This window comes from Thioalkalivibrio sp. HK1, from assembly GCA_000583135.1.
Taxonomy (GTDB): Bacteria; Pseudomonadota; Gammaproteobacteria; order HK1; family HK1; genus HK1.
Window position 1 is genome coordinate 36148 of record JFBG01000003.1, and the last position, 17903, is coordinate 54050.

15 protein-coding genes and 1 tRNA gene are annotated in these 17903 nt (G+C 59.4%); 8 read left to right on the forward strand and 8 right to left on the reverse strand.

The genetic code is table 11. The annotated features are described in order from the left end of the window. Positions 1 to 28: 28 nt before the first annotated feature. The 7 genes from BF99_RS0101005 to BF99_RS0101055 all read right to left on the reverse strand — a co-directional run bounded on the left by BF99_RS0101005 (position 29) and on the right by BF99_RS0101055 (position 8798). A complete protein-coding gene (locus tag BF99_RS0101005) occupies positions 29 to 1462 on the reverse strand; it encodes an NAD-dependent succinate-semialdehyde dehydrogenase (RefSeq protein ID WP_025769382.1) in 1434 nt (477 codons plus the stop codon). Between the two features lie 72 nt (positions 1463 to 1534). Next, positions 1535 to 1608, reverse strand: a tRNA-Gln gene (locus tag BF99_RS0101010). A 381-nt stretch (positions 1609 to 1989) separates the two neighbouring features. Next, positions 1990 to 3357 carry a signal recognition particle protein gene (gene ffh, locus BF99_RS0101015; RefSeq protein ID WP_025769383.1) on the reverse strand — a complete coding sequence of 456 codons (1368 nt, stop codon included), beginning with the start codon at positions 3355 to 3357 and terminating at the stop codon, positions 1990 to 1992. Positions 3358 to 3669: 312 nt separating this feature from the next. Then, positions 3670 to 4785 carry a biotin--[acetyl-CoA-carboxylase] ligase gene (locus tag BF99_RS19920; protein ID WP_025769385.1) on the reverse strand — a complete coding sequence of 372 codons (1116 nt, stop codon included), beginning with the start codon at positions 4783 to 4785 and terminating at the stop codon, positions 3670 to 3672. 82 nt (positions 4786 to 4867) lie between these two features. Beyond that, positions 4868 to 5992 (reverse strand): 4-(cytidine 5'-diphospho)-2-C-methyl-D-erythritol kinase, encoded by a 1125-nt coding sequence (gene ispE, locus BF99_RS23625; RefSeq protein WP_051482730.1) that lies wholly within the window; start codon positions 5990 to 5992, stop codon positions 4868 to 4870. A gap of 115 nt (positions 5993 to 6107) precedes the next feature. Further along, positions 6108 to 6668 carry a lipoprotein insertase outer membrane protein LolB gene (gene lolB, locus BF99_RS0101045; protein WP_231471274.1) on the reverse strand — a complete coding sequence of 187 codons (561 nt, stop codon included), beginning with the start codon at positions 6666 to 6668 and terminating at the stop codon, positions 6108 to 6110. 174 nt (positions 6669 to 6842) lie between these two features. Beyond that, positions 6843 to 8798, reverse strand: coding sequence for a tetratricopeptide repeat protein (locus BF99_RS0101055; RefSeq protein ID WP_197018992.1), 1956 nt, complete (start codon positions 8796 to 8798; stop codon positions 6843 to 6845). Positions 8799 to 9348: 550 nt separating this feature from the next. Between BF99_RS0101055 and hemA the strand changes: the two genes are divergently transcribed. The 8 genes from hemA to rpmE all read left to right on the forward strand — a co-directional run bounded on the left by hemA (position 9349) and on the right by rpmE (position 16857). Then, entirely contained in the window at positions 9349 to 10704 is a 1356-nt protein-coding gene (hemA, locus tag BF99_RS0101070; protein ID WP_025769391.1) for a glutamyl-tRNA reductase, read from the forward strand. After that, positions 10701 to 11783, forward strand: coding sequence for a peptide chain release factor 1 (gene prfA, locus BF99_RS0101075; RefSeq protein WP_025769392.1), 1083 nt, complete (start codon positions 10701 to 10703; stop codon positions 11781 to 11783). The genes hemA and prfA overlap by 4 nt, the downstream gene beginning before the upstream one ends. A 39-nt stretch (positions 11784 to 11822) precedes the next feature. After that, a complete protein-coding gene (prmC, locus tag BF99_RS0101080) occupies positions 11823 to 12728 on the forward strand; it encodes a peptide chain release factor N(5)-glutamine methyltransferase (RefSeq protein WP_081759025.1) in 906 nt (301 codons plus the stop codon). 242 nt (positions 12729 to 12970) lie between these two features. Further along, positions 12971 to 13900, forward strand: coding sequence for an endonuclease NucS domain-containing protein (locus tag BF99_RS0101085; protein ID WP_025769394.1), 930 nt, complete (start codon positions 12971 to 12973; stop codon positions 13898 to 13900). 41 nt (positions 13901 to 13941) lie between these two features. Then, positions 13942 to 14148, forward strand: a complete 207-nt coding sequence (locus tag BF99_RS22725; RefSeq protein WP_156013107.1) for a hypothetical protein — start codon at positions 13942 to 13944, stop codon at positions 14146 to 14148. A 24-nt stretch (positions 14149 to 14172) separates the two neighbouring features. After that, the gene (locus tag BF99_RS0101095; RefSeq protein WP_025769395.1) at positions 14173 to 14940 is read left to right on the forward strand and encodes a HesA/MoeB/ThiF family protein; all 768 of its coding nucleotides are present in this window, start codon (positions 14173 to 14175) and stop codon (positions 14938 to 14940) included. A 27-nt stretch (positions 14941 to 14967) separates the two neighbouring features. After that, positions 14968 to 16467, forward strand: coding sequence for a 4-hydroxy-3-polyprenylbenzoate decarboxylase (gene ubiD / locus BF99_RS0101100; protein WP_025769396.1), 1500 nt, complete (start codon positions 14968 to 14970; stop codon positions 16465 to 16467). A gap of 186 nt (positions 16468 to 16653) precedes the next feature. Next, positions 16654 to 16857, forward strand: coding sequence for a 50S ribosomal protein L31 (rpmE, locus tag BF99_RS0101110; RefSeq protein ID WP_025769397.1), 204 nt, complete (start codon positions 16654 to 16656; stop codon positions 16855 to 16857). Positions 16858 to 16897: 40 nt separating this feature from the next. Here rpmE and BF99_RS0101115 read toward each other — a convergent pair whose 3' ends face one another. Further along, complete coding sequence (locus tag BF99_RS0101115; protein WP_038096821.1) at positions 16898 to 17902, reverse strand: ester cyclase; 1005 nt, start codon at positions 17900 to 17902, stop codon at positions 16898 to 16900. Position 17903 lies beyond the last annotated feature (1 nt).

Genomic DNA, 17903 nt, shown 5'->3' on the forward strand with positions numbered 1-17903 from the left:
ACGATAGGAATTCCCTTCGAGGGTCTGTTCAACCGTCCATTTGGGTCACGAACTTGCTCGTCAGATAGGCATCCAAACCCTCGATACCCCCTTCGTGACCGTGTCCGCTTTCTTTCACCCCTCCGAAAGGGGTCTCGGCGAAAGAAAGCGCGCAGTGATTGACCCCCACCAAACCGCTTTGCAAACCGTCCGATACCCGCGCTGCGCGCTCGCTTCTGGTGGTGAAGGCATACGCCGCCAAGCCGAACTCCAATCCGTTGGCTTTTTCCATCACCTCGTCGATATCGCTCCACGACTGCATCGGAGCGACGGGACCGAAAGGCTCCTCTCGCATGATCCGCGCTTCGTCCGGCACATCCGCCAAAACCGTCGGCTTGTAGAAATATCCTTGATTTCCCGCTCGCTCTCCCCCCGTCGTCAGCCGCGCTCCCTTCTCCTGGGCATCGCTCACCAACTCATCCACCGCATCGATGCGTCGACGATTCGCCAACGGACCCATCGTTACCCCCTCTTCCAGTCCGTTGCCCATCTTCAATCCCGATGCATGCTCGCTGAACTTCGATACGAATTCGTCGTAGACCTTCTCCTGCACGAAAAACCGTGTCGGCGATATGCAAACCTGTCCGGCATTGCGGTATTTGCCTCCGGCGATGATCGGAACCACTTTCGAAACATCCACATCGTCGAAGATCAAGACCGGTGCATGCCCTCCGAGTTCCATCGTCGTCCGCTTCATCCCATCGGCCGCCAGACGCGTCAGTTCTTTGCCCACCGGAATCGAGCCCGTGAACGTCACCTTGCGCACCTTCGGCGATGCCAATAAATGCCGCGACACTTCGGCGGGCTTTCCGAAAACCACGTTCAAAACCCCCTTCGGCAATCCCGCATCCACCAACGCTCGCGCCAATGCCAACGCCGTCCCCGGTGTCTCTTCCGAGGGCTTGAGGATGCAAGAACATCCCGCCCCGAGCGCCCCGGCAACCTTCCTCGCCGGTGTCACCGCGGGGAAGTTCCAAGGAGTGAACGCCGCGACCACTCCCACCGGCTCCCGCAATACCATCTGCCTCGTCCCCGGCAAGCGACTCGGGATGATGCGGCCATAAGCCCGCTTCCCTTCTTCCGCATACCACTGGAAAATATCGGCCGATACCTTCACTTCCATCACCGCCTCGGCCAACGGCTTTCCCTGCTCTTGCGTCATCGTCCGACCGATATCGTCGGATCTCGACCGCATCAGCTCCCCGGCTTTCCACAATATCCCCGCTCTTTCATAGGCCGAGGTCTCTTTCCATTCCTGAAATGCCCGCTCGCCGCTGTCCAAGGCGGCATCGAGATCCGATGTCGAAGCATGCGGGAGAAAACCCAACTCATCCTCCGTCGCCGGATTCAATACCCGCTCTCCCTGCCCCTCGCTGCCTTGTCGGAATTCCCCGTCGATATACAAGGCCAACTCTTCGTACATGTCTTTCTCCTTTTCCTTCGAAATTCAAAAAGAATGTACCCTCGCTCTTTAATCGCAAGGGACTCGCAATATTGGCTGGGGTGCCAGGAATCGAACCTGGGATGCGGGAGTCAAAGTCCCGTGCCTTACCGCTTGGCTACACCCCATCTATCTTGTTATCCGGATTGCTACTTGCTATCCGGTGGTTTTCGGATGCTCTTTCGTGCTCTTTCGGGTGTCGCATCGAAAAAACACCCCTTCGATGCGCATCCCTTTTCAGGACCCTTATTTCAAGACCCTTACTTTTAAGACCCCTAGGATGCACTCGTTTCCAAAGGCCGCAAGATCGAGCGACCCCGCCGACGGCAGCCGATATGCGTATTCTAGCCTTGGCCGATGAAGTATCGTGGAAAAAATGCAAGTTTCCTCTTGCCGTCCATCTTGCCTTCCATGATTTCAAGGGTTCTTCCGAGCGGACCATTGCAAATCCCGCAACCTCGGGAGGGGATCGAAAAAAAGGGGATCGAAAAAATCGCTCGGGCGCCGATTCAACCCAGGCCGGGCGGCAAGCCCCCGCGGAAATTATTCATTCCCGGCAACCCTTGGAGCATGCGCCCCATCCCCCCTTTGCGACTCATCCGCTTCATCATCTTTTGCATCTGCGCGAATTGCTTGAGCAGCTGATTGACGTCTTGCACCCGAGTGCCGGATCCGGCGGCGATGCGACGTTTGCGCGAACCCTTGATCACCGCAGGATAACGGCGCTCTTGCGATGTCATGGAAAAGATGATCGCTTCCATGCGCAGGAAGTGACGGTTATCGATGCGATCCTCCAAGCCTGCGGGCATTCCGGGCATCTTCTCGAGCACGCTCGAAACGCCGCCCATGTTGCGCATCTGCCCTAGCTGCTCGGCGAAATCCTGCAGATCGAAGCGTTTGCCCTTGGCGAGCTTTTCGGCGAATTTCCCGGCCTTTTCCTGATCGACCTTTTGCTCCGCCTCCTCGATCAGGCTGAGCACATCGCCCATGCCGAGAATGCGAGAAGCGATACGGTCGGGATGGAAAACCTCGAGGGCGTCGGTTTTCTCGCCGCTGCCGATGAATTTGATCGGCTTGCCGGTTATTTGACGCACCGAAAGAGCGGCGCCGCCTCGAGCGTCGCCATCGACCTTGGTCAGCACGATCCCGGTCAACGGCAGGGCTTCGTTGAAGGCCTTGGAGGTCGTTGCGGCATCCTGACCGGTCATGCTATCGACCACGAAGAGGGTTTCGATGGGGGAAACCTCGGCGTGGATCGTTCTCAACTCGTCCATCATGTCGGTATCGATATGCAAGCGACCGGCGGTATCGATCAACAAGACATCGGCGGCAGCGCGGCGGGCCTCGACAAGGGCGGAGCGGGCGATGGCAACCGGATCGTCGCTCGATTGCCGGGGCACGAAATCGATTCCCGCTTGCTCCGCCAAGGCATGCAGCTGATCGATCGCCGCCGGGCGATAGACATCGCAACTGACCACCAGCGTCTTCTTGCCCTCGCGCTCTTTCAACCGGCGAGCGATTTTGGCCACGGTCGTGGTCTTCCCCGCTCCTTGCAACCCGGCCACCAAAATCACCGCCGGCGGCTGCACATTGAGGGCGATGTCGCTCCCCGAGCCGCCCATCAGTTGCGTCAATTCATCGCGAACCACCCGCACCAAGGTCTGCCCGGGCGTGAGGCTCGAGAGCACTTCTTGGCCCACGGCCCGGCTGCGCACCCGCTCGATGAACTCGCGCACCACCGATAGCGCGACATCGGCCTCGAGCAAGGCCATTCGCACCTCGCGCAGGGCTTCGGCGATATTGCTTTCGCTCAACCGCCCCCGGCCCCGCAAGCGATCGAAGGTGGTGGCGAGTCGGCTCGTCAGATTTTCAAACACGCGACTTTTCCTCCTGCCGTTTGCGTCAAACTGTCTGTGTCAAAGCACGAAAATCATAAGGTTCGAATTCCGATCGTCGATGATTGACCATCAAGCCCCCGATCGTCGAACCCCGATCGTTAAACCCCAAGTGCCGAGGCCATTGTATTCGCTCGGTCTTTTCCAAGATAGGGCTCTCAAGATCGGTGATGACTGCCGGAGCGAGACTCCATGAGCGAAAAAAAGCGGCGACGGGATCGCTTGCAGGGCGTATCCGGAGAAGCGGTGCTGCCCCCCGCCTTTGCGCGCCGGGATTCATCGGATACGAGCGCGTCATATTCGATCGCTCGATCGCCCCTGTCCGCAGACGCGATTTTGCGTCGAAGCGGCGGAGCGGGCGATCCGAATGCGGATCCCCTCGGGGTCGGCGACGGTGTCATCATCGACGGTCCGGACCTCCCCGCAAACGATCGCCACCGGCTCGGCCGCCCCATCGACGCAGAGCATCAAGGCCCCGTTCTCGCCGAGCCCCGAAGCGCGGCCATGCAATCGACCCGAAGGCCCCTCGACCTCGATATCTCGCCCCGCCAATAGATCGAGATCGCCGAAGGCATCTTTGAAATGGCCGAACCCCGCTCGCTCGTAGCAATGCAAGGTTTCGATCAGCGCATCGATCAGCCGGGCGGCGAAGGCGTTGCGAGGGGGGGTATCCCCGAACAAGTCGAATAGATCGCCCACCGGCTGATCGATCCTCTCGACCACTGCCGGGGACAAGCGCAGGTTGATGCCGACCCCGATGATCACGATGCACTCTTTGGATACCCGGTTGGATACCCGGCTGCTCTCGATCAAGATGCCGCCGAGTTTTCGGCCTCGGGCATGGATATCGTTGGGCCATTTGATCTTCACTTGCGCATCCACCGCTCGATCTCTTCCGGCGAGGATGATGGCCTTGGCCACGGCGACGGCGACCGCCGGGCTCAAACCCGAAAGGCTCGATCCCTCGAGGGTCGTCCTCGCCGCCAGCGATAGATAGAGATTGCCTCCCAAGGGGGAAAGAAAAGTGCGTCCGTTGCGCCCTTTGCCTGCGCTTTGCATCTCCGCCAAGCAGGCGAAGGGCAAGGACTCGCCGCTGCGAGCGAGATCCATCGAACGGCGATTGGTGGAATCGATCTCGAAATGCACCTCGATATCGTTCAACCGACGACGAGCGTTTTCGCCCAAGGCATCTCGGATCCGCCGGCGATCCAAAAGATCGAAGGCGAAGGGATGGCGAAGCCGACCCCCGGGACAGGCCTCGATCTCGAATCCCTCGGATACGAGCGATCGAATCCCGACTTCGATCCGAGCCGGGCTTTGTCCCGAAAGCCCGGCAAGTTCGTCGATGGAGCGCTCCTTGCCGTCGGCCAGCAAGCGCATCAACGCAAATCCTTCGCTCGGATCGCCCATCTACCGAAACCGCTCGATTCGAATATTCGATATCCCGGGGATGCTTCCTTGCATATCGGTCTTCTGCATCTCGGGCTGCCGCCTATCGAGGCGCATCCGCCAAAGCATTCTTGCCTTCATTGCCTTGCACCATCGTTTTTTTCGATAGCGGCGAGCGGTTGCAGCCCTTGACCACTTCCGTGCGCCATATCGAGGGCAATTGCCGAGCCATCGAGCGCGCCCCTTGCGGATCGGCGAAGGGGGCGAAGATCGTCGATCCCGTTCCGGTCATGCGAGGATTGGCCCCGATGTCTTCGAGCAGATCCAGCGCTTGGGCGACCAAGGGATATTCCCGGCGCACCACCGCTTCGCAGTCGTTGCCCGTTCGTTCCATCACTTGACGCACCGCTATGGGGCGAGCCTTCCCGGATGGAGATTCGCCGCCCGGATATCGCGGATCGACGAGGTCGGCGGGGGTTCCGTCGGGATCGGGATAGGAATCGGGATCGAGCAAGGAATCCCTTTGCAAATCCTGCAAAAAATCCCGCATCGACAATGCGGGGGTATCGCGCGGCAACGAAGGGGCATTGAAAATATCGGCGGTGGAGATGGAGCAAGACGGCATGACCAACAGATACCAAGGCTCCTCGAGGATAAAAGCCGAGCCTGCGATGCCCGCCGGTGATTCCCTTCGCCCCGGCAAGAGCGCATCGCCTCCTTCGGCGCCCGAAGAGGAATCGCCGGATGGAGGATCGACCATCGGATAAAGCCGATCGCCCGTTCCCTCGGCCCACGCCGCCAGCCCGTGCACGAAAACCGGCACATCCGCTCCCAATCTCGATCCCAAATCCGCCAAGCGATCACGACCCATCCCGATCCCCCAAAGACGATCGAGGGCGACCAATACCGTCGCGGCGTCGCTGCTCCCGCCACCGAGACCGCCGCCTTGCGGTATCCGCTTATCGATCTCGATATCGGCCCCCTTCGATGTGCCGGATGCCTCTTGTAGGCAAAGGGCGGCGCGGATCGCCAGATCGCTTCTTTCGTCGAGAACCCCGGGGGTGGGGGTCTTGCGCCTTATCCGACCATCCTTGCGAACGGCGATCGACACTCGATCTTCGAGATCGACGAATTGAAAGAGGGTTTGAAGATCGTGCCGACCGTCCCGGCGGCGACCCGTAATATGCAAAAAGAGGTTGATCTTCGCCGGGGCGGGGAATTCGATCATCGAGATCGCCTCACCCGCACCATCGCTCGAAGAAGTATCGATGTGTTCGGAATCGGAATGATCGAAGTCGAGTTGATCGAAGTCAGGACGATCATCGATCCGAAAGCGCGAGATATCAAACCTTCAAAGTCCAAGCGTGGACCCTGACCTCCGCGCTCACCTCCCCTTTCGAAAAATGAATGCGCTCGGGCAAGGAGAGGCTGCCCGATAGCTGGTAGTTTTCATAGCGCACCGTCCAGCCCGACTGCTTGAGGCTGACCACTCGGCCTTCGGCATCCAATAGAATTTCCGCCGCCGGGTCCGCTTGGGGCGATACCGCCCCGACAATCCAATAGCGAAGATCGGAAAAGGGAGCCGACCATCCGATCTCGCTTTCCAAAAGACGATCGGGGGATTGCGCTTGCCGCCGCCGACCATCGGCGAATCTTGCCTCCACCTCGCCCGATTCCGAACCGCGGACCTCGAACAGGCCGGTGCCCAGCAGGCCGGTGAAGCGCAGGGTGTAGTTGGCGGGATTTTGCCGCCACAGCACGGTGGCTCGGGACGCCCTTTGCGCGGTGCGCACGACGAGTCCGGCGCGCAAGGTCCACGTATCGATGGGCGAAGAGGCCGCCGGTGCAAGAGCCATGGGCTCGGGCGGGGACGAGGCGCATCCGATGATCGACAACGAGAGCAAGGAGGCGATCGACAAACGAATGCACGATCGAAAAAACGCGATTTTCGACGAAGGGTTCGACTGCATGCACATCGAGAGGATCGCTCGTTTGGAGGGAAGTTCGACGAATGCAATCACGCTGATCCGACGGCGATGTCCATGATCGGGACTTCCGTCCACCAAGCGATGTGCATCTTACATCCCGAAGCGTCGAAGGCTGTCGAGCAGTTCCTCGTCACCGGGATTCATCTGCAACGCCGCCTCCAGTACGTTGCGGGCCTCGTCCTTGCGATTCAAGGACCATAGCACCTCGCCGAGATGGGCGGCGATTTCCGCATCGGGATTTCTGGTCAGCGCCCGGCGAAGATAGTCCACGGCCCGCTCCGATTGACCCATGCGATAAAGCACCCAACCCATCGAATCGAGGATATAGTGGTTATCCGGAGCGAGTCTCAACGCTCGCGATATCAGCTCGTGTGCCTCTTCGTATTGATCGGTACGGTCCGCCAAGGTATACCCCAAAGTATTGAGGGCATCGACATTGTTCGGATCCGCTTCGAGGATGGCTCGCATATCGCTTTCCATGATATCGAAGCGATCCAAGTACTCGATCGCGAGTATTCCGCGCTGATAAAGCAGTTCCAAATTGCCTTTGAAACGATTGATGGCTTTATCGTAGACCGCCAAGGCATCCTCGTAGAGTTCGGCGTCGACCAAAATCCGCGACTCCAGTTGGATGATACCCATCACATCCTGCCATGATCTGGGCCGAATCGTGCGCAGGTGGTTGCGCGCCAAGACGACATTCCGGTGTTCCGCCAACAGCTCGACCGCCCGCACCTGCGCAGTGAAGCTGTTATCGCCTTGCCGCACTCGGCGGTAGAGGCTGATGGCCTCGATGAATTCCCGTCGAATCTCCGCGATACGGGCAAGGTAGAACAGCGCCGCATAGACCTCGTTGGTCTGCCCTTCCTCGGTAATGAATTTGAACTGCTCGGCCGCTTCGTCGATCTGATTGCTCTGCAACAAAAGGATGGCAAGCGCATAACGCGCGTTGATATCGCTCGGGGATTTGGCCACGATATCTTCGAAAACGGCACGGGATTGGTCCCGTCGTCCGCTTTCGAAGAGGGTGTGGCCGTAGATGATGCGAACATCGTTGTTATCCGGTGAGCGCTCGATGAATTCCTCGAGGATCGAAAGGGCGTCATCGCTGCGGCCGTTGGCGTGGAGCAGGCGCGCCAAGGGGACGGTGATCTGATCGGCGGGGGGTGAATCTTTCGGCAGCGCCGAGTCCTCCATGCCACTGCCGGAAGCGCCGGCTTCGTCATCGAGCGATGCGATATGGATGGCGCGGTCTTCCTCCAAAGCGGCCGACGATGAATCTTCCATCTCGCCCTCGGGAGCGCCGGTTTCGGATTCGTCGTCGAGCGATGCGATATAGATGGTGCGGGCTTCCTCCAAAGCGGAGATCGCCTCCATCGGTCGCTGAAAATGCCCGAGGATGGTGCCCAAGGCGAGCAATGCCCAATGGTCCTTTCGACCATCGTATTTTTCGATATGGCGCCTCAGCACCCGAGTCGCGATATCGGGGTTTTTGGCCTCGATCAGGATCGGAAGCGATTCTTTGAGCGCTTGCCCCCGCGTGAGACCCTCGGCTTCGAAGCGCTGCAATATTTTCTCGAGTTGCACGGCCGCCTCATCGACCCGTCCGACCATGACGAGGGTACGGAAAAGCGCCTTGGTCGGCTCGTCCCCTTCGGGGGAGAGTTCGGCCCAACGGTAGACGGATTGAATGGATTTTTCCGCATCCTTCGCTTGGCGGGCGTATTTCAAGGCGAATTCGGCGGCGGCGGGATCCCCCGACAAGCGCGCGACATCCATATAGATCTGCCATGCGTACAAGGGATAATCCTCCCCGGCAACGCTGGCAACCAATACGCTGTAAATAATATCCGCAACCATTTGATCGGTCAGATGCGATGAAGGCGATTCGCCCTTCGCTTCCGCCACCGATGCGTTTTCCTGCATGCTTTCCTGCATGCTTTCCTGCATGCTTTCCGACTGCGCCATCATCGGCAGCGATGAGGGTGGCGAGACGGCGGCCCCCGCCGACACCACACTGCCGGAAAGATACAAAATCGCGCCCAACAACCCTCCGAGAAGCGACGAGCGACCCGTTCCTTGCAAATCGCTTCGAGACGATCGATATTCGATCGAAGGGAAATCGAGATTTTTATCGATCATTGGACGTCTCTTTGTGTCGCTGTCGATGTCGCTCGATCATGATGTTTCGTCTTCGATATCTTACGGGTTTCGCTTCCCGCCGGGGCAAGCGATCATCATCCAAGGATCCGACGAAAGCATCGACCGAGGAAACGATCATGGGGCGAGATTCGAAATACCCGCTCGAACCGACAATCCGGCGATCTTCGAATCCCGCAATCGTTTTCCGCGATTCTTTAAAAAACACCTCGGGTTTTTTGGAACTATACTTTAAAGAGCGGGGCTCTGGCAAGGGGCTTGCCGATCGAATCCGATTCGATCGATGCCCTCGAAGCGGCGAAAACAGCCACCGAGTGCGAGGCGAATCGCGAGATCATCTTTTTCGAGCACCGAAATTTCGAACGCGCCCGACAATCTTCTTCGAGATGTCGAAAATATCCTGTTTGACATCGAATATCGCCGGTAACCCACGCTCATGTCGATCATCGCCTTGGGATTGAGCCACGCCACCGCCCCTTTGGAGGTGCGCGAACAAGCGGGCATCGGCGCCGATCGAATGCCGCAGGCGATCCAGACCCTGAGAAACTGCCCCGGGGTCAACGAAGCGGCGATCCTCTTCACCTGCAACCGTACCGACCTCTACTGCGACTTGAGCGGGGGATCCGAAGGCGACCCCGCCCCCCTTCCGATGCTCTGGTTCGATCGTTTTTTGGGGATCGATCATCGCCGCCTCGAACGCCACCTCTATGTGCATTTGGAGGACGATGCCGTTCGGCATGTGATGCGGGTGGCGAGCGGATTGGATTCGATGGTGCTCGGGGAGCCGCAGATTTTGGGCCAACTCAAACGGGCGTGGACGATGGCCCGCTGCGAGGGGGCCTTGGGAACGGTGCTGGACCGGCTATTCCAACGCTCTTTCGCGGTGGCCAAACGGATACGCAGCGATACCGCCATCGGCAAACACCCGGTCTCGGTGGCTTATGCCGCGGTCAGTCTCGCCCGCCGCATCTTCGAAAAACCCGAGGATCGCACCGCCTTGCTGATCGGGGCGGGAGAGACGATCGAACTTTGCGCACGTCATCTGGCGGCGCAAGGGATCGGGCGCACGTTGATCGCCAACCGTACCTTCGAGCGCGCCCGGCGTCTGGCCGCCGATATCGGAGCCCACCCCATACCCTTCGATGCCATCCGCCACCGCCTCGCCGATGCGGATATCGTCATCACCTCGACCGCAAGCCCCGAGCCGATCCTCAAGGCGGATGCGATCTCCAAGGCGCTGCGGATCAGACGTCGGCGACCGATGTTCATCGCCGACCTTGCGATCCCCCCGGATGTGGAACATGCCGCCGAGCGTCTTGCGGATATCTACCTCTATCGAGTCGACGACCTTTCGAACGTGATCGAAAAAGGCAAGCAAGAACGCATCGCCGCGGCGCACGAAGCGCAAGGGGTCATCGAACGGCAGGTCGGGGAATTCATGGCTTGGAAGCGCGGGCTCTGCGCGGATTCCACCGTGGTGCAAGTGCGAGAGGCGGCCTGCGAAATCCAAAAAGAGGTACTGAAAAAAGCCCTTTCGCGCTTGCATGCCGGGGAGCCGGCGGAAAAATCCCTCGAATACCTTGCCCATACCCTCACGAGAAAATTTCTGCATCGGCCCAGCGTCGGCTTGCGCTCCGCCGCCGCCGACGATCGACCGGGAGTTTTGGAAGCGGCGACGACGATCTTCGGCCTCGATCCCCGAAGGGTCGATCCCTCGCCCTCGACATCCGAGATCGACATCGACGAGGCGGAAAAGGCGCCGGATTCCTCGAAGACGGCATCCGGATCGTGAACCCGTCATTGACCCGCAAGCTCGAAGGATTGCACGATCGCTTCCAAGAGATCGGCATCCTCCTTGCCGATCCCGATACCCTCGCCGATATCGACCGCTTGAAGGCTCTGGCGCAAGAGCATGCCGAGCTGAGCAAGGTGGCCGAATGCTTCGAGCGATACAACCACATCATCGGATCGATCGACGAGGCCCAGGGCGTTCTGGATGGCCCGGACAAGGAACTCCACCCTTTGGCGCACGAGGAGATCGAAAGCGCCACCTTGCAACGCGATCGCTTGGAGCACGAGATCAAGCTCCTGCTGATCCCCACCGATCCCGCCGACGACGGCAACGCTTGGCTCGAAATCCGAGCGGGAACCGGCGGGGACGAGGCCGCACTCTTCGCCGGCGATCTCTTTCGCATGTATCTGCGCTACGCCGCTTCGAGACACTGGCAAACGGAAATCGCCGGCGAAAGTCCGGGGGAGCTCGGCGGCTACAAGGAGATCGTCGCCCGGATCACCGGCCCCAAGGTCTATTCGCGGCTGAAGTTCGAATCCGGTGTGCATCGGGTACAGCGGGTGCCGGAAACCGAATCCCAAGGAAGGATCCACACCTCGGCGTGCACGGTGGCGATATTGCCGGAGGCCGATGCGATCGAGACCGTCAAGATCGACAGCGCCGATTTGCGGGTCGATACCTTTCGCGCCTCGGGAGCGGGCGGACAGCATGTCAATAAAACCGATTCCGCCATCCGCATCACCCATCTGCCGACCGGTACCGTGGTGGAATGCCAGGACGAGCGATCCCAGCATAAGAATCGGGCGCGGGCGATGTCGCTGCTCGGCTCCAAACTACTCGATGCCCAGCGCCGGAAGCAGGACGCCGAGCGGGCCCGAACCCGTCGGCTCCTGATCGGCAGCGGCGATCGTTCGCAGCGCATCCGCACCTACAACTTCCCGCAAAAGCGGGTCAGCGATCACCGCATCAACCTCAGTCTCTACAAGATCCACGAGATCATGGCCGGCGATCTCGACGAAATCGTCGATGCTTTGATCAACGAGGATCGCGCCGATCAGTTGGCGACGCTCGCAAATTGACGATTCGAAGGGCCAAATCGAGCCCCATCGAGGGCCACGATGCCCGATGACACCATCGCGCGCACCCTCGCCGAGGCCTCGACCCGGCTCGCCCTCGCCCGGCGCCCGGCAGCAGGCCGCGGGATCGAGGGGATTGCGGGCAGCCCCGATGCCGATCGATCCGCCACCCGTCCCGAGGCGGAAATCCTGCTCGGATTCGTGCTCGGCAAGAGCCGCACGCAACTGCGCATGTATCCCGAGGCGCCGCTTTCGCCCGAGACGCTCGCTCGTTTCGCATCGCTGATCGGACGAAGGGCCGAAGGCGAACCCATCGCCTACCTCACCGGGCGGCGCGAATTCTGGTCGCTGGATCTCATGGTTTCTCCCGATACCCTGATCCCTCGCCCGGAAAGCGAACACTTGGTCGAGGTGGCGTTGGAGTCGATCGATCCCGGCGAATCGGCACAGGTGGCCGATATCGGCACCGGGGCCGGACCGGTGGCTTTGGCGATCGCCTCCGAGCGTGAGCGAGCGACGGTGCTGGCCACGGATCGATCCTTGGCGGCGCTGCACATCGCCCGGAAAAATGCAAGGGGATTGGGGATTCGAAATGTCTCCTTCGCCCTCGCCGATTCCTGCGCGGCGCTGAAAAACGCCCACTGGTCGATGATCGTCTCCAACCCCCCCTATATCGCAAGCGACGATCCGCACCTCCTTGCCGGGGATCCCTCATTCGAACCCCGAGATGCCCTCGTCGCCGGATCGCAAGGACTCGATATGCTCACAAGACTCGCCCGCCAAGCCCCGGCCCGACTCGTCCCCGGCGGCCGATTGGCCTTGGAGCATGGCTGGCAACAAGGGGAGGATGTTCGCCGCCTTCTCGCCGAAAACGGCTTTTGCGAGATCGAAACCCGATGCGATCTGGCGGGACACGAACGCATCACCTCGGGGCGCAAGAGGACTTGAACGACGAGCGATCGCCCATGGACCGCCGACGAGACATCGAAGCGGGCGCATGAATCGCATGATGAAAATGCAAAGCACAGCGCGGATCATCGGCCGACCGACAAACGTGCATGAATGCCGACCCATTCGAACACGAAGATAATGAACTGTATGAGGATGTCGATTGATTAATCCGGATGCGTACCCATCTTTATATTGCGTCGAGGGTGCGTACCCCGATACCACATACCAAGGAGCGTGTTATGGGCGATATCAAATTCTTTCGGTTGGAAGGACAATCCGTCAATGAAGTCATCGGTACTTCGATGTCTTTGGAGAAGGATTTACAAAACCTGTTCCAAAAAAATCTCCGATCACTGATGGAAATCGATTTTTTGAAATCCGAATACAAGACCACCAATGGTCGGATCGACATGCTGGGGCTGGATGAAAATAAATGCCCGGTCATCATCGAATACAAACGAGACTCGAATGCGAATATCGTCACCCAAGGACTTTTTTATCTCGATTGGCTGATGAATCACCGAGACAGTTTCCATCGGCTGGTACAAGAAAAGATCGATCGAGAAACGGCCGACGATATCGACTGGTCCGCTCCTCGCCTCGTCTTGGTAGCGGCGGATTTCAATCGCTACGACGTTCATGCCATCAAGCAAATCGACCGCAATATCGATCTCGTTCGCTATCGGAAATTCGAAGACGAATGGCTGATGCTCGATTTATTGACGAGGACCGCTGCCAAGTCGCCGACCGCAGCCGTGGAAAAAGTGGCGACCGCGATCGGTGATAAGCGAGACTTCTTTCCGCGCAAAAACCACAAGATAGTCATGGAGGAGGCGAGCGATGAGTTAAAAGATCTTTACGAGAGCCTCAAGGAATTTTTATATGATTTGGGAGTGGATGTGCAAGAAAGGCATCTGAAATACTACGTCGCCTTCAGGCGCATCAAGAATTTTGCCTGTGTCAATCTACGCAACCAAAAAGGCAATATCTTGGTTTTCGTGAACGGGGATATCGGGGATATCGATGATATCGAACCGGACTGTAATTTTATCCGGGATGTCAGCGATATCGGCCATTACGGCACCGGCAATATCGAAATCACCATCGCCTCGAATGATGATTTGGAGCGAGCCAAACCCATCATCCGCAGATCCTACGAAAGGGCATGACCGCTTGGGTTTGGGGTTCACGCCCATGAAACGAGCCCCCGATGGCGGTGGATCTCGGTGCTGCCACCGACATGGGTCGATCTACGGTCGACAACTACATCGCCGAGATGATCGTCGAAGCGCAAAGAAGCCGAATCTGCGCAAACGGCTTTGAAAAAAGCGAGAATGCGCATCGACCGAATCGCGGGTCGTCTCTTGCGACCACATCATGTCGGGGGCTGCTTCGAGAATGCCGAACGAGCCCTTGATAGGAATCTCGATGGAGAAAACGAGTGGAACCCCGGATTGCCGAACGCTACGGTCGTCATATTCTTCTTAGGGAGATCGGCGAGGTCGGCCAAGAGCGGTTGAGCGCAGCGCGGGTCTTGATCGTGGGTTTGGGCGGACTCGGATCGCCGGTGGCGATGTACTTGGCCGCCTCCGGCATCGGTCATCTGGTGCTGAGCGACTACGATCATGTCGAGCTATCGAACTTACAGCGGCAGATCGTCCATGGTAGCCGGGATATCGGGCGCAACAAGGTCGATTCCGCGCGCGATACCCTGCTGGCTCTCAATCCCGAGATCGAGGTCACCGCCCTTGATCGGGCCTTGGACGACGATCTGGATGCGCAGGTCGCGGCGGCGGATGCGGTGGTGGATGCCACCGACAACTTCGAAAGCCGTTTCGCCCTGAATGCGGCGTGCCGGCGTCAACGCACCCCCTTGGTATCGGGGGCGGCCATTCGGATGGAAGGACAGATCGCCGTTTTCGATCCCAACGATCCGAAATCGCCTTGCTATCGCTGCCTTTATCGCGACGACGGCGGGGCGGAGGGCGAGCCCTGTGCGCTGGTGGGAGTCCTGGCCCCGCTGCTGGGCATCATCGGCAGCGTGCAAGCCACGGAGACCATCAAATTGATCGCCGGTTTCGGAACCTCGCTGGCCGGAAGGCTGATCGTGCTCGATGCGGCCTTGATGGAATGGCGCGAACTCAGATTGCCCCGGGATCCGGCCTGCCCGGTCTGCGGCCCGCCGTCCCCCACATCGATCGAATCTTGAACCTATCGAGCGGAGCCTTGGCCTTCCATGCAGTATCACGATCTTCGTTCCTTCATCGCCGCCCTCGAAAACCGAGGAGAGCTGCAACGGATTCGGCAATCGGTGGATCCCTTCCTCGAGATCACCGAGGTCTGCGATCGCACCTTGCGCGCCGGCGGACCGGCCCTGCTCTTCGAACGCCCGGGGAAAAGCGAGATCCCCCTGCTCGCCAATCTCTTCGGCACCCCGCAGCGGGTGGCTTTGGGCATGGGCGCCGAATCCGTCGAAGCCTTGCGCGAGATCGGTCGCCTGCTCGCCTTCCTCAAAGAACCCGATCCCCCGAAGGGGATACGAGAGGCATTCAAGGCCCTGCCCGTTTTCAAGCGCGTGCTGGATATGGCGCCGCGCACCGTGCGCAGCGCGCCTTGGCAAGCGAAAACGATGCAAGGCGACGAGGTGGATCTGGGATGTTTTCCCATCCAGACCTGCTGGCCCGACGATGCCGGGCCCTTGATCACGTGGGCGTTGGTCATCACCCGAGGATCCGTCGGCAACGATCGAGAGCGCATCAATATCGGCATCTACCGCCAACAGGTCATCGCTCGCAATCGCACCATCATGCGCTGGCTGGCGCATCGGGGCGGGGCTTTGGATTTCAAGCGATGGCAACGAGAGCGACCCGGCGAGGACTTTCCCGTGTGCGTGGTCTTGGGGGCGGATCCGGCGACGATGCTGGCGGCGGTGACCCCGGTACCCGATACCCTCTCCGAATTCGCCTTCGCCGGATTGCTGCGCGGCAAGCGCACCGAACTCGTGCAAACCGAATGCGGATTGCCCGCTCCCGTCGGGGCCGAGATCGTCATCGAGGGGCATATTTCCCCCGGGGATACCGAACTCGAGGGGCCTTTCGGGGACCATACGGGTTATTACAACGAGGTGGAGCGATTCCCGGTGCTGACCATCGACCGCATCCATCAACGAGAAGCGCCGATCTACCACAGCACCTTCACCGGCCGACCGCCGGACGAGCCCGCGGTATTGGGACTGGCGCTGAACGAAGTCTTCGTCCCCTTGCTGCGCAAACAATTCCCCGATATCGTCGATTTTCATCTGCCGCCGGAGGGCTGCTCCTATCGGGTGGCGATCGTCGCCATCCGCAAGGAATATATCGGCCATGCCAAGCGGGTGATGATGGGGGTGTGGTCTTTCCTGCGGCAGTTCATGTATACCAAGTTTGTCATCGTCACCGACGACGATATCGATATTCGTGATTGGAAGGATGTCATCTGGGCGATCTCGACCCGGGTCGACCCGGCAAGGGATACCGTCTTCGTCGAGAACTCCCCCATCGATTCCCTTGATTTCGCCTCGCCGATCCCCGGGCTCGGATCCAAGATGGGGATCGATGCCACCTCCAAATGGCCCGGGGAAAGCGATCGGCCGTGGGGGCGAGCGATCACCATGAGCGAGTCGGTGAAAAGGCGAATCGATACGATCTGGGCCGATCTCGGCATCGAAACGCGGCCGAAAAAAGCCCTCGACGATTGATGGCGGATCGATGGTGGATCGACGGATGATCGACGAAAGATCAATGAGCGATCGAAAAGATTCGCCCGACCGACACCTAAGGTACAATTCCCGCCCGATCGATCGCCCTCGTTACCGGTTCGCCCTAGGCAGCCGGGCATCGAATTTCGAAACCGCAACCCTCTAACGATTCTTTGGACGAGCACCATGAAAGACGATATCCATCCCGCCTATCAAGACCTCACCGTCAAATGCAGCTGCGGACATAGCTTCGTTACGCGCTCGACCCTGAACGAGGAGCTGCACCTCGAGGTCTGCTCCAAATGCCATCCCTTCTATACCGGCACCCAGAAGATCGTCGATACCGCAGGCCGGGTCGATAAATTCCGGCGGCGCTACGCCAAGGATTGATCGAAGCGAGAAGCGCACCGAACGCCGGTGCGCCCTTCGATCAGCCATCGTTCGGCAATCGGGGGTCGATGGGGCTTGGAAGATCGATCCCTTGCAAGTGCCAAAGATGGAGAAGGTCGATGAATACCCAGTTCTCGACCAGCCGATCCCCCTCGCGGCGATAGATATCGATCACCCGAAATTCCACCCTTTCGTCGCTCGCCGGCATCCCCATGAAACCGCCGGCGGGACGCACGGTGAAGTTGGGCCACCCGAAGAATCCGCCGTAATGCCCCTCGGCCAAGCGGGCGCGATGCACGGTTCGGCTGCGCTCGGAAAATCCGGCGCGGAAAGGCCCGGCATGCTGCTTGGCATATCGCTCGATGGTATAGGTCGCCCCGATACCGGTCGGTCCCCACCAAATCATCCGCTTCGACCAGCAGCGGCGAAGCTCGTCTTCGAGGCTCAAGCGGCCTTGCCACCGACCGATATCGGTGATCATCTCGTTGATCAGAGACAACGTGGTCTTGCCCTGAATCGGGGGGCAGGGTTCGTAAAGGAGTCCGTCGTGGGTCGCCGGTCCCGGCTGCACCAGCTGCGCCCCGGTTTGCGGCGGAAAGGGATTTTGTCCCGCCTGCACCATCAGATGAGGGATATCGAAAAACATCGCGCTTTCTGCGATGCCCTCTTCCGTCACTCGATCGAACTCGCAAAAACGCAACATGACCAACTTGCCGGTGGGACGAATCCCCAACCACGAGTGATCGAAAAGCCCCATCAGATGCCCCATCGAAACCACCCAAACGCTTCGATGGTCGTCGATCTCGTTGCTCCCGGCAAAGAAGATATCGAGCCTGCGCTGCATCGCACCGAGCGCATATCGCAAGGGTCGCCAAAAACGCTCGGCCACGCCTTGGGCATCTTGCTCGCCGAAAGGGTGATAGCCGCGCCATATAAACCCTTCGCAACAATGGCGAGCCAGCGTTCTCGCCGGATCCGAATTCTCTCGATCGAGCTCGGCATGGAAGCGCCGAACGAGGTTTTTTTCCTTTTGAAAGTCGCTCATG